Annotated in this window: 21 protein-coding genes and 2 tRNA genes; 13 read left to right on the forward strand and 10 right to left on the reverse strand. The window is 66.0% G+C overall.

Annotated elements, in window-relative coordinates; genetic code table 11:
• Positions 1-18: 18 nt before the first annotated feature.
• The 7 genes from QGN32_RS11680 to rpmH are packed head-to-tail and all read right to left on the reverse strand — an operon-like array spanning position 19 to position 4,360.
• Positions 19-1,038, reverse strand: a complete 1,020-nt coding sequence (locus tag QGN32_RS11680; protein ID WP_326548716.1) for a ParA family protein — start codon at positions 1,036-1,038, stop codon at positions 19-21.
• Positions 1,035-1,724: a 16S rRNA (guanine(527)-N(7))-methyltransferase RsmG gene (rsmG, locus tag QGN32_RS11685; RefSeq protein ID WP_326548717.1), complete on the reverse strand. Its 690-nt coding sequence runs from the start codon at positions 1,722-1,724 to the stop codon at positions 1,035-1,037. Before rsmG ends, QGN32_RS11680 begins: the two co-directional genes overlap by 4 nt.
• A gap of 40 nt (positions 1,725-1,764) precedes the next feature.
• Positions 1,765-2,307, reverse strand: a complete 543-nt coding sequence (locus QGN32_RS11690; RefSeq protein WP_326548718.1) for a Jag family protein — start codon at positions 2,305-2,307, stop codon at positions 1,765-1,767.
• A 34-nt stretch (positions 2,308-2,341) separates the two neighbouring features.
• The gene (yidC, locus tag QGN32_RS11695; protein ID WP_326548719.1) at positions 2,342-3,454 is read right to left on the reverse strand and encodes a membrane protein insertase YidC; all 1,113 of its coding nucleotides are present in this window, start codon (positions 3,452-3,454) and stop codon (positions 2,342-2,344) included.
• Positions 3,447-3,827 (reverse strand): membrane protein insertion efficiency factor YidD, encoded by a 381-nt coding sequence (gene yidD / locus QGN32_RS11700; protein WP_326548720.1) that lies wholly within the window; start codon positions 3,825-3,827, stop codon positions 3,447-3,449. The genes yidC and yidD overlap by 8 nt, the downstream gene beginning before the upstream one ends.
• Positions 3,824-4,183 (reverse strand): ribonuclease P protein component, encoded by a 360-nt coding sequence (rnpA, locus tag QGN32_RS11705; protein WP_326548721.1) that lies wholly within the window; start codon positions 4,181-4,183, stop codon positions 3,824-3,826. The genes yidD and rnpA overlap by 4 nt, the downstream gene beginning before the upstream one ends.
• A 33-nt stretch (positions 4,184-4,216) precedes the next feature.
• Positions 4,217-4,360 carry a 50S ribosomal protein L34 gene (rpmH, locus tag QGN32_RS11710; RefSeq protein ID WP_059165437.1) on the reverse strand — a complete coding sequence of 48 codons (144 nt, stop codon included), beginning with the start codon at positions 4,358-4,360 and terminating at the stop codon, positions 4,217-4,219.
• Positions 4,361-4,914: 554 nt separating this feature from the next.
• On the opposite strand from rpmH, the gene dnaA reads away from it, so the two are divergent.
• The 11 genes from dnaA (at position 4,915) to QGN32_RS11765 (ending at position 17,401) form a co-directional block, all read left to right on the forward strand.
• Entirely contained in the window at positions 4,915-6,399 is a 1,485-nt protein-coding gene (gene dnaA, locus QGN32_RS11715; RefSeq protein ID WP_326548722.1) for a chromosomal replication initiator protein DnaA, read from the forward strand.
• 566 nt (positions 6,400-6,965) lie between these two features.
• Complete coding sequence (dnaN, locus tag QGN32_RS11720) at positions 6,966-8,159, forward strand: DNA polymerase III subunit beta (protein ID WP_326548723.1); 1,194 nt, start codon at positions 6,966-6,968, stop codon at positions 8,157-8,159.
• 27 nt (positions 8,160-8,186) lie between these two features.
• Positions 8,187-9,080, forward strand: coding sequence for a phosphogluconate dehydrogenase (NAD(+)-dependent, decarboxylating) (gnd, locus tag QGN32_RS11725; RefSeq protein ID WP_326548724.1), 894 nt, complete (start codon positions 8,187-8,189; stop codon positions 9,078-9,080).
• Positions 9,081-9,091: 11 nt separating this feature from the next.
• The gene (gene recF / locus QGN32_RS11730) at positions 9,092-10,255 is read left to right on the forward strand and encodes a DNA replication/repair protein RecF (protein WP_326548725.1); all 1,164 of its coding nucleotides are present in this window, start codon (positions 9,092-9,094) and stop codon (positions 10,253-10,255) included.
• Positions 10,252-10,806 (forward strand): DUF721 family protein, encoded by a 555-nt coding sequence (locus tag QGN32_RS11735; RefSeq protein ID WP_326548726.1) that lies wholly within the window; start codon positions 10,252-10,254, stop codon positions 10,804-10,806. Before recF ends, QGN32_RS11735 begins: the two co-directional genes overlap by 4 nt.
• Before the next feature lie 228 nt (positions 10,807-11,034).
• On the forward strand, positions 11,035-13,071 hold the full coding sequence (gene gyrB, locus QGN32_RS11740) for a DNA topoisomerase (ATP-hydrolyzing) subunit B (protein WP_326548727.1): 2,037 nt from the start codon (positions 11,035-11,037) through the stop codon (positions 13,069-13,071).
• Between the two features lie 22 nt (positions 13,072-13,093).
• Positions 13,094-16,096 (forward strand): intein-containing DNA gyrase subunit A, encoded by a 3,003-nt coding sequence (gene gyrA / locus QGN32_RS11745; RefSeq protein ID WP_326548728.1) that lies wholly within the window; start codon positions 13,094-13,096, stop codon positions 16,094-16,096.
• Between the two features lie 29 nt (positions 16,097-16,125).
• Positions 16,126-17,028, forward strand: a complete 903-nt coding sequence (locus QGN32_RS11750; protein ID WP_326548729.1) for a DUF3566 domain-containing protein — start codon at positions 16,126-16,128, stop codon at positions 17,026-17,028.
• Between the two features lie 94 nt (positions 17,029-17,122).
• A tRNA-Ile gene (locus tag QGN32_RS11755) sits at positions 17,123-17,196 on the forward strand.
• Positions 17,197-17,212: 16 nt separating this feature from the next.
• A complete protein-coding gene (locus QGN32_RS11760) occupies positions 17,213-17,338 on the forward strand; it encodes a hypothetical protein (protein ID WP_326548730.1) in 126 nt (41 codons plus the stop codon).
• Positions 17,329-17,401 (forward strand) — tRNA-Ala (locus tag QGN32_RS11765). The genes QGN32_RS11760 and QGN32_RS11765 overlap by 10 nt, the downstream gene beginning before the upstream one ends.
• A gap of 43 nt (positions 17,402-17,444) precedes the next feature.
• Here QGN32_RS11765 and cwsA read toward each other — a convergent pair.
• The gene (gene cwsA / locus QGN32_RS11770; RefSeq protein WP_326548731.1) at positions 17,445-17,870 is read right to left on the reverse strand and encodes a cell wall synthesis protein CwsA; all 426 of its coding nucleotides are present in this window, start codon (positions 17,868-17,870) and stop codon (positions 17,445-17,447) included.
• A 106-nt stretch (positions 17,871-17,976) separates the two neighbouring features.
• Between cwsA and QGN32_RS11775 the strand changes: the two genes are divergently transcribed.
• Entirely contained in the window at positions 17,977-18,504 is a 528-nt protein-coding gene (locus QGN32_RS11775) for a peptidylprolyl isomerase (protein WP_326548732.1), read from the forward strand.
• A gap of 7 nt (positions 18,505-18,511) precedes the next feature.
• Here the strand turns inward: QGN32_RS11775 and QGN32_RS11780 are convergent, their stop codons facing one another.
• Both QGN32_RS11780 and crgA read right to left on the reverse strand, forming a co-directional pair.
• Positions 18,512-18,934, reverse strand: coding sequence for a PH domain-containing protein (locus QGN32_RS11780; RefSeq protein WP_326548733.1), 423 nt, complete (start codon positions 18,932-18,934; stop codon positions 18,512-18,514).
• 154 nt (positions 18,935-19,088) lie between these two features.
• On the reverse strand, positions 19,089-19,352 hold the full coding sequence (crgA, locus tag QGN32_RS11785; RefSeq protein WP_112558699.1) for a cell division protein CrgA: 264 nt from the start codon (positions 19,350-19,352) through the stop codon (positions 19,089-19,091).
• Positions 19,353-19,452: 100 nt separating this feature from the next.
• Between crgA and QGN32_RS11790 the strand changes: the two genes are divergently transcribed.
• The gene (locus QGN32_RS11790) at positions 19,453-20,217 is read left to right on the forward strand and encodes a DUF881 domain-containing protein (protein WP_326548734.1); all 765 of its coding nucleotides are present in this window, start codon (positions 19,453-19,455) and stop codon (positions 20,215-20,217) included.
• The last annotated feature ends 17 nt before the right edge of the window (positions 20,218-20,234 follow it).

Below are 20,234 nucleotides of genomic sequence, written 5' to 3' on the forward strand. Positions count from 1 at the left end.
TCCTCTTCGCGCAAGCGCTCATCGGTGGCCTACGTTCTGGCCGCGCCGGGCGATCTCGCGGCTCGCATCCAGGTAGCTCATCGCCCCCCGCGACCCGGGGTCGTAATCGAGGATCGTCATTCCGTAACCGGGTGCCTCGGACACCTTGACGCTGCGCGGGATGACGGTCCGGAGAACCTTGTCGCCGAAGTGGGCTCGTACGTCGGAGGCCACCTGGTCCGCGAGCTTGGTGCGTCCGTCATACATCGTGAGGATCACCGTGGTCACGTCGAGCTGCGGATTGAGGTGCGCCTTGACCATCTCGATCGTGCGCATCAACTGGCCCACGCCTTCAAGCGCGTAGTACTCGCACTGGATCGGGATCAGCACCTCGGGCGCCGCGACGAATGCGTTGATCGTCAGCAAGCCGAGCGACGGTGGGCAGTCGATGAACACGTAGTCGAAGTTGTAGTCGGTCAGCGACGCCAGCGCGGCGCGCAGCCGGCCCTCACGGGCGACCATGCTCACCAACTCGATCTCGGCGCCGGCCAGGTCGATGGTCGCGGGCACGCAGTAGAGGCGTTCGCTGTGCGGGCTGCGCTGCAGGGCGTCGCTGAGCGGCATCTCTCCGATCAGCACCTCGTACGACGACGGCGTCCCGGGGCGATGCTCGATCCCCAGCGCCGTGCTCGCGTTACCCTGCGGGTCCAGATCGATGACGAGCGTCTGCAGCCCCTGCAAGGCGAGTGCGGCCGCGATGTTGACGGCCGTCGTCGTCTTGCCGACACCGCCCTTTTGGTTCGCGATCGTGAAGACGCGCTGCCGGTCGGGGCGCGGAAGGCTGCCCTTCGACGCCGCATGCAGCAGTCGCACGGCTCGTTCGGCCTCCGCCCCTATCGGGGTGTCGATGCCGACGGGATCGGCCCATTCGGCGGGCGCCGGGTCCTGCGCCCATGTTTCACGTGAAACATGGGTCTCCCCGGTTTCACGTGAAACATTGCCGGGTGCGCTCGATGCCGCATCCGCGGATCGGCCCCCGTCGTGCACCGGCGAAGTCATCCCCGTCTCCTGCCCGTTGGCCGGTGCGCTACCGCGGTCCCCCGCCGTGCCATGACGACGGTCGCGGGTCGATCCAAGTAGTTCGCGCCACACCTCATTACCCTTACATCGGCCGCACCGAGCGACGCCATCACACGCCGATGGTCGCGGATCTCCTCTTCGGCGCGCTCGCCTTTCATCGCGAGCATGTGGCCATTCATGCGCAGCAGTGGCATGCTCCATCGAGCGACCTTGTCCAGGGCAGCCACCGCCCTGGACACCACCACGTCCTGCTCCCCCACCTGTTTCCTCACCCCGGGCTCTTCGGCTCGCCCGCGCACCACCGTCACTCGCAGACCGAGTTCCGCCACCACTTCTCGCAGAAACTCGCTGCGGCGCAGGAGCGGCTCGATCAACGTGACATGAACATCTGGGCGGGCCAACGCCAACGGTATCCCGGGTAGGCCCGCGCCACTACCAATGTCGGCCACTTGGGATCCCGGACCGATGAGCTCGGCCACCGCCGCGCTGTTGAGGATGTGCCGGTCCCAGAGCCGATCGACCTCGCGCGGCCCGATGAGGCCTCGCTCCACCCCCGCCCCCGCGAGGACGGCGGCATAGACTTCCGCCTCCTCCAGGCGCTCCCCGAACAAGGTGCCGGCCGCTTCCGGCGGTGCCGACACCTCGCCATGTTTCACGTGAAACATCCTCCGGATCGCGCTAGGAACTACATGCGTGTAACTCTGGTCAGTCGGCGAGCACAACCACGCGCCGCGACGGCTCGGCGCCCTCGCTCTCGCTGTGAACCCCGTCGATGCCCGCCACCGCGTCGTGCACGATTTTGCGCTCGAACGGCGTCATCGGGGCAAGCTCTTCGCGTTCGCCGGTCTCCAGCACCCGCCTCGCGACCTTCGCGCCGAGCGCGGCCAACTCATCGCGCCGCCGGCGCCGCCAGCGCGCGATATCGAGCATCAGGCGGCTGCGCTCCCCCGTCTTCTGATGCACGGCCAGCCGAGTCAGTTCCTGCAAGGCGTCGAGCACCTCGCCCTTGCGGCCCACCAACTTGTTCAGGTCATCGCCGCCGTCGATGCTGACGACCGCGCGGTCGCCCTCGACGTCGAGGTCGATGTCACCGTCGAAGTCGAGCAGGTCCAACAACTCCTCGAGGTAGTCGCCTGCGATCTCGCCCTCGGCTACCAACCTCTCCTCAAGGTCATCCTCGGCGACCGGCGTGGCCGCGTCCCTCTCCTCCATCACGTCGTCGCGCGCGGTCGTATCGGCGTCTGTCATATCGTCTCTCCCTCATTTCACCGGTGCAGCCCGGTCAACGCTTACGCTTCTTCGGCCGCGCCCCCGGGCGCGGACTGGCGCCGGGGCGCGGCGTGCGGTTGCTCGCTCCGGTCACCGTCTTGCCCGGGCTCTTACTCGTTGGCTTCTTCTCGGCGGCGCTGTTCTCCGACGCGGACTCGCCGCTGCCGGTGTCCTCTTCGGCCACCGACTCCGGTGCCTTTTCGGCCTGGCCCTTGCGGGTGCGGTTCGGCTTGGCGCCCGGCGGCGGCGCGTTCTTGGCCTGCCGCTCCTGCGCTTCGACCTTCTTGGCCTCTTCTTCCTTTTCGATCTTGCCGAACACGTAGTGCTGTTGGCCGAAGGTCCAGATGTTGTTGGCGAGCCAGTACATGATGATGGCCAGCGGCAGGAACGGCCCGCCGACGACCACGCCGAGCGGGAACACGTACAGCGCCAGCTTGTTCATCATCGCGGTCTGCGGATTGGCGGCGGCCTCGGGACTCTGCCGCGCGACCGAGGCCCGGCTGTTGAAGTACGTCGCGATGCCGGCCAGGATCATGATCGGCACGCCGACCCCGATGACGGCGGCGCGGTTGAACACGGTGAAGGCATCCAGCCCGTGCTGCTGAATCATGGTGGCGCCCAACGGTGCTCCGAACAGGTGCGCATCCAGGAAGTTGGCGACGTCGCTCGGGCTGAACACGTAGTTGCCGGTAGCCCGGTTCTGCTCCACGGAGAGCTGGATCTGACCGAAGCCGCCCTGCGTCCGGTTGAACGAGCGCAGCACGTGGAACAGGCCGAGGAACACCGGAACCTGGGCGAGCATCGGCAGACAGCCCAGGATCGGGTTGAATCCGTGCTCGCGCTGCAACTTCTGCATCTCCAGCGCCATCCGCTGGCGATCCTTGCCGTACTTCTTCTGCAGCGCCTTGATCTGGGGCTGCAACTCCTGCATCTGGCGCGTCGTGCGAATCTGCTTGACGAACGGTTTGTAGAGGATCGCTCGCAGGGTGAACACCAGAAACATCACCGAGAGCGCCCAGGCGAAGAAGTTGGACGGGCCGAGCAGGAAAGCGAACAGCTTGTACCAGACCCACATGATCGCCGACACCGGGTAGTAGATGATGTCCAGGCTGAACCAGTTAAACACGCGTCTCGCTTCCTGCTCGCAATGCTGGGCCGCCGCCGTTGCCGTCGGCGGCGGTGTCCCGATCCTCCGAGGACTCGCCCGCGGGCGCACACGACGCCTGCGCGTCACCTTCGCATTTGGATGTCGGACGTTCCGGTATCGGGTCCCATCCTCCCCTATGCCACGGCCCGCACTTCAGCAGCCGTACCGTCGCGAGCCAGCCGCCGCGCAGCAGACCGAACTCACTCAGCGCGTCCACCGCGTACTGGCTGCAGGTCGGAGTGAACCGGCACGTCGGCAGCCGCAGCGGTGAGATCGTGTGCCGGTACAGCTGGATCACGTAGATGACCGCGCGGACCACCCATGGGCCCGCCCTCCCCATCGAGATCTTCATCGGAGGTCCTCGGGCTTGGGTCGCGTCCGCCGCAGAGCGGTCCGCAACTCTTGTTCGAGCCGCGCCGAGATCGCGTGCCGACTGCTGGGCAGCGCGCGGATCACCACCCGGTCCGCCGGGTCCAGTTCATCGAGGACCGTGCGCGCGACGTGACGCAGCCGCCGAGCCACCCGATGCCGTTGCACCGCGTTGCCGACCGCTTTCGACACCACCAGTCCGATTCGTGGCCCGGGCTCTGCCGCCGCGTCGCTTCGCAGCGCGTGCACGACGAGATCGGGCTGCACCGCGCGTATCCCTCGGCTGACCGTGGTCCCGAACTCCGTCGACCGCGTCATGCGGTTCCGCGCCGGAAGCACCAGCGTCAACTCCCGCTTGAAGTCACGTGGGAATCACGCGGTGAGTTTGCGCCGGCCCTTGCCGCGTCGGTTTGCGACGATCGCCCGGCCGGCCCGAGTCCGCATCCGCAGCCGGAAACCATGCACGCGCGCGCGGCGCCGGTTGTTCGGCTGGAAGGTCCGCTTGCCCTTGGCCACGGCTGTCTCTCCTTGTTGCGTCTGGCACCCACAGCCCTCACCGAGGCCGTACGACATCGGTTTGGACGCGGTTGCCGTTGGTAAGCTCGTCCGTCTTGCTAGCCGGCGCGGTCCCCAGTTAGTGCTGGGTCGCAGCCGTATCGCCTCGTACGGGCGACTGTTCGAGGGTACTGACGAGATTTCGCTGGGTCAAACCTTGCCGAATGACCCTGCGGTCAGCCACATTTGCAACACCCGTCACCGATGCGCGCGACGGGAAAATATCCGTCCACACAATCTTGCCGAACGGTTGGCACCCGCGAAGAAAACTGTTAGCTTCTGCCAATGCCGTTCGATAACGAAACGGCGACGGACAACGAAGCGAGGATGCCCGACTAGTCGTGAGCCCACAGGATGCCTCACCACCGTGATGTGCCCCGGCCCGCGGCCTCCCCGCCGGTAGACAACGGAACGACGACGACTGTCCTGTCTCCACAGCCTGTGGATAACTTTGTGGACAGATCGCCATCGTTCATTTGGTCGTCTGTGAGTCGGCCGCAAGGGGGTAGTCGTCGTTGACAGCTGACCTCGATCCCCCGTTCGTCGCCGTGTGGAACACGGTGGTCGCCGAACTCAACGGGGGTCCCACGGCAACGGGCGACGACGTCACCGGCCCGGCCCTCACGCCACAGCAAAGAGCCTGGTTGAAGCTGGTCAAACCACTCGTCATCACAGAAGGCTTTGCCCTGCTGTCGGTTCCCACGCCATTCGTCCAGAACGAGATCGAGCGCCACCTCCGGGAGCCGATCATCAGTGCGTTGAGCCGTCAGCTCGGCCAGCGCGTCGAACTCGGTGTGCGCATCGCCGACCCCGGTCCCGACGACACCGACGCCCCGCTCAACGGACTGTCCGCGGTGATCGAATCCGACGAAGTCGACGAGGACCTCGAAGCGCGCGTCAGCGCCGAAGAGAGCTGGCCGACGTATTTCACCAGCCGGGTGCCGAACACGTTGACCGACGACCCGACCGCCGTCAACCTCAACCGTCGCTACACGTTCGACACGTTCGTCATCGGCGCGTCGAACCGGTTTGCCCATGCCGCCACGCTGGCGATCGCCGAGGCGCCGGCGCGCGCGTACAACCCCCTGTTCATCTGGGGCGAATCCGGGCTCGGAAAAACCCACCTCTTGCACGCGGCGGGCAACTACGCGCAGCGACTGTTTCCCGGCATGCGCGTCAAATATGTCTCGACCGAGGAGTTCACCAACGACTTCATCAACTCGCTGCGCGACGACCGCAAGGCCTCGTTCAAGCGCAGTTACCGCGACATCGACGTGCTGCTGGTCGACGACATCCAGTTCATCGAGGGCAAGGAAGGCATTCAGGAGGAGTTCTTCCATACCTTCAACACGCTGCACAACGCCAACAAGCAGATCGTCATTTCGTCGGACCGGCCCCCCAAACAGCTGGCCACCCTCGAAGACCGGCTCCGGACCCGGTTCGAGTGGGGGCTGATCACCGACGTCCAGCCGCCCGAGTTGGAGACGCGAATCGCGATTCTGCGCAAGAAGGCGCAGATGGACCGTCTCGACGTGCCCGACGACGTCCTCGAGCTCATCGCCAGCAGCATCGAGCGCAACATCCGCGAACTCGAGGGCGCGCTCATCCGCGTCACCGCGTTCGCATCGCTGAACAAGACGACGATCGACAAGTCCCTGGCCGAGATCGTGTTGCGTGACTTGATCTCCGACGCCAGCACCATGCAGATCAGCACCGCGGCGATCATGGCGGCCACCGCGGAGTATTTCGAGACCACGGTCGAGGAACTGCGTGGCCCCGGCAAGACCCGCGCACTCGCGCAGTCCCGCCAGATCGCCATGTATCTCTGCCGGGAGTTGACCGATCTGTCCCTGCCGAAGATCGGCCAGGCGTTCGGACGCGACCACACCACCGTGATGTACGCCGAGAAGAAGATCCGCGGCGAAATGGCCGAGCGGCGTGAGGTCTTCGATCACGTCAAGGAACTCACCACGCGAATCCGTCAGCGCTCCAAGCGCTGATTCGCCCGTCCCACTCCCCCGTCCGACGCTTCGCCGCGCGACCAGTAGCGCCGTTGTTCGCGTCTGCCCACGAAATTTTGACGAATTCTTCTGTACCGCCGGCACCATCTGCCACATCACCAGCCTGTGCACATCGGTGTGGAGAACTTGGGACCAATCGGCCGATTACCTGTTGACTGCTACCCAACCGGCGGCATATCCACAATCTGTCCCATGCCGCCGGGGATTCATCCACAGCTGCCGCACCTCGGCGCGCCGCCGTTATGCAGGATCGACATGGGTTCATCCCCAGCATCCACAGCCCCTAATACTGTTGCTTGTATATCTTCGAAGAATCTTCTTCAAAGCAGACGGCTGTGAAACCACCCAACCGGGCAGGCCCGAAGTCGCCGAGCGCCGTCGATGTCGGCCCGATCGATTAGCTTTCAAGTTGGGGCGGAAAGCTCTACGGTGATTCAGCGACAGCCGTTACGGTCGTCGGGGACGCATCGGTCAGACGTGTGGTGAGACACCGCGAAACCGCTGCTGAATGCTTGTCGTTTAGTGATCGAAGGGACCCTATGGACGTGGCGACGACAACGGTTGGTGTCACCGATCTGAAGTTCCGCCTGGTGCGAGAAGACTTCGCCGACGCCGTGGCGTGGGTGGCCCGCAATCTGCCCACCAGGCCGATGGTCCCGGTCCTCGCCGGTGTGTTGCTCACCGGTTCCGATGACGGGCTGACGATCTCGGGATTCGACTACGAGTTGTCTTCCGAGGTGCGGGTGCCCGCCGAGATCGCCTCACCGGGCAGCGTTTTGGTGTCCGGCCGGCTGCTGTCCGACATCACCCGGGCGTTGCCCGCCAAGCCGATCGACGTGGGCGTCGAGGGCACCCGCGTGTCTTTGACCTGCGGCAGCTCGCGCTTTTCGCTGCCGACGATGGCCGTCGAGGACTATCCCACGCTGCCCGCCTTACCCGAAGAGACCGGTGTCATCTCCGCAGACTTGTTCACCGAAGCGATCGGCCAGGTCGCCATCGCCGCCGGCCGCGATGACACGCTGCCGATGCTGACCGGTATCCGTGTCGAGATCGCCGGGGAGAAGGTCGTTTTGGCGGCTACCGACCGGTTCCGGTTGGCAGTGCGCGAGCTGACGTGGTCGACGCTCGGTGCCGACATCGAATCCGCAGTGCTGGTGCCGGCCAAGACGCTGTCGGAGGCCGCGAAAGCCGGCTCCGACGGAGGGGATGTGCATCTGGCGTTGGGTGCCGGACCAGCGGTCGGCAAGGAGGGTCTGCTCGGGATCAGCAGCGGTGGCAAGCGCAGCACCACCAGGCTGCTCGATGCGGAATTCCCGAAGTATCGGCAGCTGCTGCCCACCGAGCACACCGCGACGGCCACGATGGGCGTCGGCGAACTCACCGACGCCATCAAGCGTGTGGCTCTGGTCGCAGACCGCGGCGCCCAGGTGCGGATGGAGTTCACCGAGGACTCGCTGCACCTCTCCGCTGGCGCCGACGACGTCGGGAGCGCCGAAGAGGACCTACCCGTGCAGTTCGCCGGTGAACCGCTGACCATCGCGTTCAACCCCACGTACCTGACGGACGGCCTGAGTTCATTGCATTCCGAGCGGGTGACTTTCGGTTTCACGGTGCCCAGCCGCCCCGCGGTGTTGCGGGCGGCCAGAGACGATGACGGCGATGTCGGCGCGGCAGGGCCGTTCCCCGCGCAGCAAAGCGACTACGTCTACCTGTTGATGCCAGTGCGGCTTCCAGGCTGACGGCCGGACGCCACGGAAGGGGCGCATATGCAACTCGGTCTGGTCGGGCTGGGAAAAATGGGCTTCAACATGCGCGAGCGCCTGCGTGGCAGCGGTCATGAAGTCGTCGGCTACGACCCGCGACCGGAAGTGACCGATGTGCCGACGCTGGCGGCGTTGGCTGCTGCGTTGGAGGCACCGCGGGTGGTGTGGGTGATGGTGCCGTCGGGACCGATCACCCACGACACGATCCTTTCCCTGGCTGGTGAGCTCGGTGAGGGAGATCTTGTGATCGACGGTGGTAACTCCCGCTTCACCGAAGACGGGCCCCACGCGAAATTGCTTGCCGGCAAGGGCATTGCGTTCATCGACGCCGGTGTCTCCGGCGGTGTCTGGGGATTGAACGAGGGCTACGGTCTGATGGTTGGCGGCAGCGACGCCGACATCGCCCGGGCGATGCCGATCTTCGACGCGTTGCGGCCCCCCGGACCCCGCGAAGACGGGTTCGTGCACGCCGGTCCGGTGGGCGCGGGGCATTACGCCAAGATGGTGCACAACGGTATCGAGTACGGGCTGATGATGGCCTACGCCGAGGGATATGAATTGCTGGCGGCCGAAGAGCTCATCACCGACACCCAGGCCGTCATCCAGGCCTGGACCAACGGCACGGTGGTGCGGTCCTGGCTGCAGCAGCTGCTCGCCAAGGCCTTGAAGGAAGACCCGGAGTTCGTCGAAATCAGTGGTTACACCGAGGATTCGGGCGAAGGTCGATGGACGGTCGAGGAGGCCATCAGCCATCGGGTCCCCATGCCCGTGATCGCGGCGTCGCTGTTCGCACGGTTCGCCTCGCGTCAGGAGGATTCGCCCGCCATGAAGGCGGTCTCCGCGCTGCGCAATCAGTTCGGTGGACACGCGGTCAAACGGATCAGCGAGTCCGGGTAGGCGGCTAGGCAGTGTATGTCCGACGCCTCGGGCTGACCGACTTCCGCTCATGGTCACGCGTCGAGCTGGACCTCGAGCCGGGCCGCACCGTGTTCGTCGGCCCAAACGGGTTCGGTAAGACCAATATTGTTGAGGCACTGTGGTATTCGGCGACACTCGGTTCGCACCGGGTGGCCGGCGACGCGCCGCTGGTCAGGACCGGCGCCGAACGTGCGGTGGTCTCGACGATCGTGGTCAACGAAGGCCGCGAACTTGCGGTGGACCTGGAGATCACCGCGGGACGCGCCAACAAGGCGCGGCTCAACCGCTCCCCTGTGCGTACCGCGCGGGAGATCCTCGGGGTGCTGCGGGCGGTCCTGTTCGCTCCAGAGGATCTGGCGCTCGTCCGCGGGGATCCCGGTGAACGTCGTCGCTATCTGGACGATCTGGCGACCACCCGTCGCCCCCAGGTGGCCGCCCTCCGCGCCGACTACGACAAGGTGCTGCGTCAGCGGACCGCGCTGCTGAAAACCGCCGCTGGCGCGCGATTCCGTGGCGACCGCAGCGTTTTCGACACGCTCGACGTCTGGGACGGGCACCTGGCCGAAAAGGGAGCGCGGCTCATCGCGGCGCGGGTAGACCTCGTCAACCAGCTGGCACCCGAGGTCGAGAAGGCATATCAACTGTTGGCCCCTTCGTCGCGGCCCGCGGCGATCCGATACCGAAGCGGTGTGGACGTGGTGGAGACCGAGGCGGCGGCGGGAAGTGCTGACGCGGAACTGTTCGAGACGGCGCTGCTCGATGCGCTGGCCCGCCGGCGCGATGCCGAACTCGAACGCGGGGTCTGTCTGGTGGGCCCACACCGCGACGACCTCGAATTGCGGCTCGGTGACCAGATCGCGAAAGGCTTTGCCAGCCACGGTGAATCGTGGTCGTTGGCATTGTCGCTCAGGTTGGCGGCCTATGAGCTGCTGCGCGCGGACGGTTTCGGTGATCCGGTGCTGTTGCTCGACGATGTGTTCGCCGAGCTGGACAACGCCCGTAGGCAGGCGCTGGCCACCGTGGCGGCCTCGGCCGAGCAGGTTTTGGTGACCGCGGCGGTGCCGGAGGATATTCCCGGCGACTGGGATGCACGCAGGATCGGGGTGACGATGCGAGACGAGGATACGGGCCGGATTTCGGTGGTGGAGTCATGACGTCGGCCGGTGGCGATCCGGGGCCGCCCAAGCACCTGGCGAACCTGCGCGGGATGGACCTGGTGCGGCGCACGCTCGAGGAGGCGCGCGGCGCGGCGCGCAGCCAAGGCAAGGATGTCGGCCGCGGCCGCGGGCCGGCGCCGCACCGGATCGCCGGCAACCGTCGCCGACGGTGGTCGGGCCCGGGTCCGGACTCGCGAGATCCCCAACCCATCGGGTCAGCGGCCAGTGAACTGGCTCGCAGCCGCGGGTGGTCTGCACGGGTCGCCGAGGGGGCCGTATTCGGCCGCTGGGCCGGGGTCGTCGGCGAGGGGATCGCGGCCCACGCGACCCCTACCGCGTTGAGCGACGGTGTGCTGACCATCTCGGCGGAGTCGACCGCATGGGCCACGCAACTGCGGATGGTGCAGGCTCAAGTGCTCGCCAAGATCGCCGACGCGGTGGGCGACGGGGTCGTGAAATCACTGAGAATCGTCGGCCCCGCTGCACCGTCGTGGCGTAAAGGCCGCTACCACATTGCCGGGCGGGGTCCGCGCGACACGTACGGATAGCAGGGCCGCTGTAGGCTGAAAGCCGCGAGGACGGCGCGATCCTAGCTCTCAAGCGTCTTCAGGCACCTTAGAGCGAGAAATTCCACAGGCGGCGCAAATAGGTGTGTAGAAACGCCGCCTCAGAGTCGGTGCTGTGAGGCTCTGCCGCTAGGATGGAACCAGATTTGCGGGCGGTATCCGCCGCCTAGCCAGCCTTCCCCGGCAAGAGACCAAGGAGACCCGTCCAACGTGGCTGCCCAGAAGAAGAGTGCTCCCAAGGAGTACGGCGCCGATGCCATCACCATTCTTGAAGGGCTCGAGGCTGTTCGCAAACGTCCGGGCATGTACATCGGCTCCACCGGTGAGCGGGGGCTGCACCACCTGATCTGGGAAGTCGTCGACAACGCGATCGACGAGTCGATGGCCGGCTATGCCACGCGCGTGGACGTGAAGATCCTCGGGGACGGCAGCGTCAGTGTGACCGACGACGGCCGCGGCATCCCCGTCGAGAAGCACAAGCAGGCGGGCATCCCGACCGTCGACGTGGTCATGACGCAGTTGCACGCCGGCGGCAAGTTCGGCGGCGAGAACAGCGGATATACGGTCTCGGGCGGTCTGCACGGCGTCGGTGTCTCGGTCGTCAACGCGCTGTCCTCGCGGCTCGAGGTCACGATCATGCGCGACGGCTCCGAGTGGTTCCAGTACTACGACCAGTCGGTGCCCGGTGAGCTCAAGCAGGGCGGCAAGACCAAAAAGACCGGGACGACGGTGCGGTTCTGGGCCGATCCGGACATCTTCGAGACGACGGAGTACGACTTCGAGACCGTCGCGCGGCGCCTGCAGGAACAGGCATTCCTCAACAAGGGTCTGACCATCGAGTTGACCGACGAGCGGGTGACCGCCGAAGAGGTCGTCGACGAGGTGGTCAGCGACACCGCCGAGGCGCCGAAGACCGCCGACGAAAAGGCGGCCGCGGATTCGGCGCCGCACAAGGTCAAGCATCGCGTCTTCCACTACCCCGGCGGTCTGGTCGACTTCGTCAAGCACATCAACCGGACGAAGACCCCGATCCAGCAGAGCATCATCGACTTCGCCGGCAAGGGCCCGGGCCACGAAGTCGAGATTGCGATGCAGTGGAACGCGGGCTATTCGGAGTCGGTGCACACGTTCGCCAACACGATCAACACCCACGAGGGCGGCACCCATGAGGAAGGCTTCCGCGCCGCACTGACCTCCGTGGTCAACAAGTACGCCAAGGACAAGAAGCTCCTCAAGGACAAGGACCCAAACCTCACCGGCGACGACATCCGTGAGGGCCTGGCCGCGGTCATCTCGGTGAAGGTCGCCGAACCGCAGTTCGAGGGTCAGACCAAGACGAAGCTCGGCAACACCGAGGTGAAGTCGTTCGTGCAGAAGATCTGCAACGAGGAACTCACGCACTGGTTCGACGCCAATCCCGCCGAAGCGAAGACCGTCGTCAACAAGGCGGTTTCGTCGGCACAGGCCCGCATCGCCGCACGTAAAGCGCGCGAGCTGGTGCGCCGCAAGAGCGCCACCGACATCGGCGGGCTGCCGGGCAAGCTGGCCGACTGCCGCTCCACCGACCCACGCAAGTCCGAACTGTATGTGGTGGAAGGTGATTCGGCCGGCGGCTCGGCCAAGAGCGGTCGCGATTCGATGTTCCAGGCGATCCTCCCGTTGCGCGGCAAGATCATCAACGTCGAGAAGGCGCGCATTGACCGGGTGCTGAAGAACACCGAAGTTCAGGCGATCATCACCGCCCTGGGCACCGGCATTCACGATGAGTTCGACATCTCCAAGCTGCGCTACCACAAGATCGTGCTGATGGCCGACGCCGACGTCGATGGTCAGCACATCTCGACGCTGCTGCTGACCTTGTTGTTCCGGTTCATGAAGCCGCTCATCGAGAACGGCCACGTGTTCCTGGCGCAACCGCCGCTGTACAAACTGAAATGGCAGCGCAGCGAGCCCGAGTTCGCGTACTCCGATCGGGAGCGCGACGGGTTGCTCGAGGCGGGCCGCAAGGCGGGCAAGAAGATCAACACCGACGACGGGATCCAGCGCTACAAGGGTCTGGGCGAGATGGACGCCAAGGAACTGTGGGAGACCACGATGGATCCGTCGGTGCGGGTGTTGCGGCAGGTCACCCTCGACGACGCCGCGGCCGCCGACGAGTTGTTCTCGATCCTGATGGGCGAGGACGTCGAAGCCCGACGCAGCTTCATCACCCGCAATGCCAAAGACGTTCGCTTCCTTGATGTTTAACCCAAGCTAAGGCTGAAATCATATGACTGACACCACGTTGCCGCCCGGCGACGAAGCAGGCGACCGCATCGAACCCGTCGACATCCAGCAGGAGATGCAGCGCAGCTACATCGACTACGCGATGAGCGTGATCGTCGGGCGTGCGCTGCCCGAGGTGCGCGACGGCCTCAAGCCCGTGCACCGGCGGGTGCTCTACGCGATGTTCGACTCGGGCTTCCGGCCGGACCGTAGCCACGCGAAATCCGCACGCTCCGTTGCCGAGACGATGGGCAACTACCACCCGCACGGTGACGCGTCGATCTACGACACCCTGGTCCGGATGGCCCAGCCGTGGTCGCTGCGCTACCCGTTGGTCGACGGCCAGGGCAACTTCGGTTCGCCGGGCAACGACCCGCCGGCCGCGATGCGGTACTGCATCACAGGTGATGCGCTGATCAGCCTGCCCGAAGGCAGAAGCGTCCGAATCGATGCAGTCGTGCCTGATGCAAAGCCGAACTCAGACAACGTGGTCGAGATGAAGGTCCTTGGCCGCCACGGTGAACCGGTCGTTGCCGACCGGCTGTTCCACTCTGGCGATCACGACACCTATACGGTCCGTACCGCCGACGGCCATTCCCTGACGGGCACGGCCAACCATCCGCTGCTGTGCCTGGACGAGGTGGGTGGCGTACCGACGCTCGAGTGGAAGCTGATCGAGGACATCCGGTCGGGCGATCGCGTGGCGATGCTGCCCGATTGTGAATCTCGCAATCGAAGCCAGCGAAATTCCGTCGGAGAATTCGCAATCGGCGACTACTCCTACGCGCGCGTCGCATCAGTCACCGACGCGGGCGTGCAACCGGTCTACAGCATCCGCGTCGATACCGACGACCACGCGTTTATCACCAACGGCTTCGTCAGCCACAACACCGAAGCGCGGCTCACTCCGCTGGCGATGGAGATGCTGCGTGAAATCGACGAGGAGACAGTCGATTTCATCCCGAATTATGACGGGCGGGTGCAGGAGCCGACCGTTCTGCCCAGCCGGTTCCCCAACCTGCTGGCGAACGGTTCGGGCGGTATCGCCGTCGGCATGGCCACCAACATCCCGCCGCACAACCTGCGTGAGCTGGCCGATGCGGTGTACTGGTGCCTGGAGAACCACGAGGCCGACGAGGAGGCCACGCTTGCCGCGGTCACCGAACGCGTCAAGGGGCCGGACTTCCCGACCTCGGGTTTGATCGTTGGCTCCCAAGGTATCTCGGACACCTACACCACCGGCCGCGGGTCCATCCGGATGCGCGGCGTGGTGGAGATCGAGGAGGACAACCGCGGCCGCACCGGCATCGTCATCACCGAGTTGCCGTATCAGGTCAACCACGACAACTTCATCACCTCGGTCGCCGAGCAGGTCCGCGACGGCAAGCTGGCCGGCATCTCCAACATCGAGGACCAGTCCAGCGACCGTGTCGGTCTGCGCATCGTCATCGAGATCAAGCGTGACGCGGTGGCCAAGGTGGTGCTGAACAACCTCTACAAGCACACCCAGCTGCAGACCAGCTTCGGGGCCAACATGCTGGCCATCGTCGACGGTGTGCCGCGTACGTTGCGGCTCGACCAGCTGATCCGGCACTACGTCAACCACCAACTCGACGTGATCGTGCGGCGCACCCGCTACCGCCTGCGCAAGGCCAACGAGCGGGCCCACATCCTGCGCGGTCTGGTGAAGGCGCTCGATGCGCTCGATGAGGTCATCGCGTTGATTCGGGCGTCGGAGACCGTGGACGTCGCGCGGCAGGGCTTGATCGAGCTGCTCGACATCGACGACATCCAGGCGCAGGCGATCCTGGACATGCAGCTGCGCCGTCTGGCCGCCCTGGAACGACAGCGCATCGTCGACGACCTGGCCAAGATCGAGGCCGAGATCGCCGACCTCGAGGACATCCTGGCCAAGCCGAAGCGGCAGCGCACCATCGTCCGAAAAGAGCTCAAGGAGATCGCCGACAAGTACGGCGACGACCGGCGCACCCGCATCGTCGCCGCCGACGGTGACGTCGCCGACGAGGACCTGATCGCCCGCGAGGACGTCGTGGTCACGATCACCGAGACCGGCTACGCCAAGCGGACCAAGACCGACCTGTACCGCAGCCAGAAGCGCGGCGGCAAGGGCGTGCAGGGTGCCGGCCTCAAGCAGGACGACATCGTCAACCACTTCTTCGTGTGCTCCACCCACGACTGGATCCTGTTCTTCACCACCCAGGGCCGGGTCTACCGCGCCAAGGCCTACGACCTGCCCGAGGCTTCGCGCACCGCGCGCGGACAGCACGTCGCGAACCTGCTGGCGTTCCAGCCGGAAGAGCGGATCGCGCAGGTGATCCAGATCAAGAGCTACGAGGACGCGCCCTATCTGGTGCTGGCCACCCGCAACGGCCTTGTCAAGAAGTCGCGGCTGGTCGATTTCGACTCCAACCGGTCCGGGGGCATCGTCGCGGTCAACCTGCGGGACGGTGACGAGCTCGTCGGCGCGGTGTTGTGCTCGGCCGACGACGACCTCCTGCTGGTATCGGCCAAGGGCCAGTCGATCCGGTTCTCGGCGACCGACGAGGCGCTGCGGCCGATGGGTCGCGCGACCTCCGGTGTGCAGGGCATGCGGTTCAACACCGACGACGCGCTGCTGTCGCTGAACGTGGTGCGGCCGGATACGTATCTGCTGGTCGCAACGTCCGGCGGCTACGCCAAGCGCACCGCGATCGACGAGTACCCGGTCCAGGGCCGCGGCGGCAAAGGGGTCCTGACGATCCAATTCGACAAGCGCCGTGGCAGTCTTGTGGGTGCGTTGATCGTCGACGACGACACAGAGTTGTACGCAATCACCTCGGGTGGAGGCGTCATCCGGACGGCGGCTCGCCAGGTTCGCAAGGCCGGGCGGCAAACCAAGGGTGTTCGGTTGATGAACCTGGGTGAGGGCACGACACTGATAGCCATCGCGCGCAACGCGGAGGAAGGCGACAGCACCGACCAGGTCAACACCGACCCCGGTGCCTGACCCAGGGACGGGACCAGGAGGAGCCGTAGGTGAGTTCACCGGACGAGCCGGGACGCCCCCGCGCGAGCGACGGTCCAGGCGGCGCCAACGGCTCCGCGGCCAATCACGACGTGCCCGGTACGGCCCGGCCTGAGGTCTCCGACCGCGTCGACGCACCGCCGTGGCAGCGTGGACCGGCGGCGCGGGCGGCGCAGCAGGGGCAGCGGCCGCCGGAGCCGCCGAGGCGGGCTCCCGGTGCGGGCCCGCAGGGCGAGGGCTCTGGCGACGACGCTCACCCGATGGAACGGCCGACCGACGATTCCCGCGGCGGTCCGGCCAACTCCCCCAACGCCCGGGCGAACCGGTTCGTGGCGGGTGGTTCGACTCCGACCGAGGAGGTGCCCTCGCGCGGCGAGCGGCCCGATGCCCCGCGCCCGGAAACCTATGTCAGCGAGCTACCGGACCTGTCCGGACCGATGCCGCGCCCGCCACAGCAGCAGCCGCGTAAGGCTGTTGAGCGGCCGAACGCGGAGCCGGCGACCCGGCCTGTGTCCGGTGCGCGCGTCCAGGTCGGCACCCGGCACAAGGGGCCGGTCCGCGCCAGCATGCAGATCCGCCGGATCGACCCGTGGAGCACGTTGAAAGTGTCGGCGGTGCTCTCCGTGGCGCTGTTCTTCGTGTGGATGATCGCGGTCGCGTTCCTCTATCTGGTGCTCGGCGGTATGGGCGTGTGGAGCAAGCTCAACAGCAACGTCGGTGACCTCCTCACCAGTGCAGGCGGCGGGTCGGGCGGTGAGCTGGTGTCCAGCGGAACCATCTTCGGCGGCGCGACATTGATCGGCTTGGTCAACATCGTGCTGTTGACGGCGATGGCCACGATCGGTGCGTTCATCTACAACCTCACTACGGACTTGGTCGGCGGCGTGGAAGTCACGCTCGCGGACCGAGATTGATTGTCGGCCCCCCGACGGGACTGACGTGCGCACCGCAGTTTGGGCGCGAGCCCACGGTTGCGGTAATCTCGTCGCTCGGCCATAACGGCGATACGGGGCTATAGCTCAGGCGGTTAGAGCGCTTCGCTGATAACGAAGAGGTCGGAGGTTCGAGTCCTCCTAGCCCCACGGAAAGGTTCACACCATGAGGCGGGTGCTGGTGATCGTCACGGTGATCGCCGCCGCAGTCGCCGTCGCGGTCTGGCGGTCCAGACACGGCCTCGAGGTGTGGCACGTGGCGCCCGATGCGCCGCCGAACCAGGGGCCTTAGCTCAGTTGGTAGAGCGCTACCTTTGCAAGGTAGATGTCAGGAGTTCGATTCTCCTAGGCTCCACAAGAAACTTTCGAGCACTTCCTGGCTTCCCTGCGGCGCACGGTCACGGCCGGGGAGCGACTTCGACGCTCGGGGGCAAGGGCGACGGCTCCGGCTGCGTCGACCGCCGCACGATCGAGAAGGCCACCGCTCCCCCGGCCAGCGTGACCACGCCAACGGCCGCGAGCAGGAGCGGCCGGCGCCTGTTGCGCTTGGGTTTGCGTACGTCGGCGATGATCGAAGGCAGGTTGGCGAGCACGCCCTGAGCCGCGGCCAGTTCCTGCGCGATGGTGTTCTGTGCCTCGCCGATCTCCGTGGCGAGTCGGCTGTTGTCGATGGCGTGCCGGATACGGTCCGCCGCCGACTGCGCGCCGTGAACGGTGAGCCCAACCGCACCACGGGTGACGTCGACCGGGCCGACCGCCGTGTATTTCAGGCCGCGGCGCAGCCGCTGGCCCGGGGTCAACAGAACGTCCGTCTTGGAGCTCATGGGGTACCTCTCTCGCAGCCGGGATGGCGACTACACCAGCCTGCCATCTCGCGGAAGACAGCGGTGCCGGTTGGGCGCCGAACGCGGCGTGGCACACTGACATCCCGTGACGAGCCCTATTCAGACAGCGACCGCGACCCTGCACACCAACCGCGGCGACATCAAGATCGCACTCTTCGGAAACCACGCGCCCAAGACCGTCGCCAACTTCGTCGGCCTGGCGCAGGGAACCAAGGATTACAGCGGGGAGAACGCATCGGGCGGCACGTCCGGGCCTTTCTACGACGGCGTGGTCTTTCACCGCGTCATCGACGGCTTCATGATCCAGGGCGGCGATCCCACGGGTACCGGCCGCGGCGGACCGGGCTACAAGTTCGAGGACGAATTCCATCCCGAGCTGCAGTTCGACAGGCCCTATCTGCTGGCCATGGCCAACGCCGGGCCGGGTACCAACGGGTCGCAGTTCTTCGTCACGGTCACCAAGACTCCACACCTGAATCGCAAGCACACCATCTTCGGCGAGGTCGTCGACCCCGAGTCGCAGAAGGTCGTCGATGCGATCGCGACGACACAGACGGACCGCAGTGATCGGCCGACCGATCCAGTCGTCGTCGACTCGATCACCATCGCCTGACCGGAGGTCAGGAACCGGCGCCGGCGTAGCCGGCGTCGGTCAGCGCGTCGAGCACCTGTAAGGGGTCCGTGCCCAAGTCCCACCGGGTGAAGACGAGCAACTCGCCGTCGACCGTATCGATTTCAAGTAGCCGGACTTTGCGGGCGAGTCGACGAAATTCAGTGATCCGGATCACTTTCACGTCGTCGCGTGGCAAAACTCTCGTACTCACCCAGCCGCGGCTGACGAGGGCACCATCTTTGATTGCCAGCTTCGGCCGCGCGCGCCACGAGAAGATTGCAAACAACAGCAAACCCACCCCGGCAATGCCGCCCAAAAGCCGGCCCGGGGGGTCTGTGATCAGCGTCACAGCGAGGGTTGCCAAGATGATTCCCCCTATTCCGCACGCCGCGATACCAGCCGCGGGAGGGCTCCATTGAGTTTGCTGCACGCGTTCTGCACACCCTTCCACCGCGGTGAATGCGGTTATCCACAAGTGCTATCCCCAATGGGGATGAATCACATCGGTGTGATCCGATTACCGCGAGGTTGCTGGCAGGGTGACGCGAGATGACGAAGATGAATGCATCTGTGCGGACGGCAGCTCAGCGCCACCGCATGGTCAGCAACAGACCCGTGATCATGAAAGCAAACGCGATCGCGTAGTTCCACGGACCCAACTCGGCGAGAAACGGAATGGCCGACGACGCCAACTGGAAGACGAGCAGCCAAACCAGGCCGATGAGCATCAGCCCGACGAACAGCGCCACGAACCAGGTGCTGGACGGCCCGGCCTTCACCTTGACGGGCGTCCGGCTCACCGGGTTGATGGTGAAGTCGTTCTTCTTACGAACCTTGGACTTGGGCATGGGTACCTTCGGGACAACTGAGTGCGACGATGTGGGTACGAGCCTAACGTAGGTCCGACACCGGAGAGTCAGGGAAGCCATGCAGTGGTTGCGTCGCCCCGTGCTAAGGCGACGAAGGGTCGGCCCGCGCTCGACCGCGTGGCGGTACGGGGTGCCGGTGGTCTGCCTGCTTGCCGGCCTGCTGCTTGCGGCGACGCACGGCGTCTCCGGCGGTGATGAGATCCGGCGCAGCGACGCCCCGCGGCTTGTCGACCTCGTCCGCGAGACCCAGCAGTCGGTGGACCGGCTCAGCGCCGAACGCGATGCGCTCGCGACGGCCGTCGAAACCCACCACGGCGGCAGCCCCGGCGCGGACGCCGCCCTGACCGCGATCACCGGACGCGCGGCGCGGTTGGCGGCCGAGGCCGGTCTGGACCCGCTGCGCGGCCCGGGCCTGGTCGTGACGCTCAACGACGCCCAGCGCGATGCTCAGGGGCGGTTCCCCCGCGACGCCTCCCCCGACGACCTCGTGGTGCACCAGCAGGACATCGACGCCGTCCTCAACGCCTTGTGGAGTGCCGGCGCCGAGGGCATCCAGATGCAGGATCAGCGGATCATCGGCACGTCGGCGCCGAGGTGCGTCGGCAACACCCTGCTACTCAACGGACGCACGTACAGCCCGCCCTACGTGATCACCGCGATCGGCGATGCGTCCGCCATGCAGGAGGCGTTGGCGGCCGCTCCCCTGGTGAACCTCTACCGTCAGTACGTGGTGCGGTTCGGCCTGGGGTACTCCGAAGAGCCCCGCGCCTCGGTCGATTTGGTCGGGCACAAGGAACCGATCCGAATGAAGTTCGCCAAGCCGGCGGGCCCGATCGGGTACTGACCGCCCCAAAACCGCAA

This window comes from Mycolicibacterium sp. ND9-15 (assembly GCF_035918395.1).
Lineage (GTDB): Bacteria > Actinomycetota > Actinomycetes > Mycobacteriales > Mycobacteriaceae > Mycobacterium.

Coding starts and splice junctions, on each gene's coding strand:
- QGN32_RS11680 (WP_326548716.1), bottom strand. CDS start 1,038: ATGACTTCGCCGGTGCACGACGGGGGCCGATCCGCGGATGCGGCATCG.
- rsmG (WP_326548717.1), bottom strand. CDS start 1,724: ATGTTTCACGTGAAACATGGCGAGGTGTCGGCACCGCCGGAAGCGGCC.
- QGN32_RS11690 (WP_326548718.1), bottom strand. CDS start 2,307: ATGACAGACGCCGATACGACCGCGCGCGACGACGTGATGGAGGAGAGG.
- yidD (WP_326548720.1), bottom strand. CDS start 3,827: ATGAAGATCTCGATGGGGAGGGCGGGCCCATGGGTGGTCCGCGCGGTC.
- gnd (WP_326548724.1), top strand. CDS start 8,187: ATGCAACTCGGTCTGGTCGGGCTGGGAAAAATGGGCTTCAACATGCGC.
- QGN32_RS11735 (WP_326548726.1), top strand. CDS start 10,252: ATGACGTCGGCCGGTGGCGATCCGGGGCCGCCCAAGCACCTGGCGAAC.
- gyrA (WP_326548728.1), top strand. CDS start 13,094: ATGACTGACACCACGTTGCCGCCCGGCGACGAAGCAGGCGACCGCATC.
- QGN32_RS11760 (WP_326548730.1), top strand. CDS start 17,213: ATGAGGCGGGTGCTGGTGATCGTCACGGTGATCGCCGCCGCAGTCGCC.
- cwsA (WP_326548731.1), bottom strand. CDS start 17,870: ATGAGCTCCAAGACGGACGTTCTGTTGACCCCGGGCCAGCGGCTGCGC.
- crgA (WP_112558699.1), bottom strand. CDS start 19,352: ATGCCCAAGTCCAAGGTTCGTAAGAAGAACGACTTCACCATCAACCCG.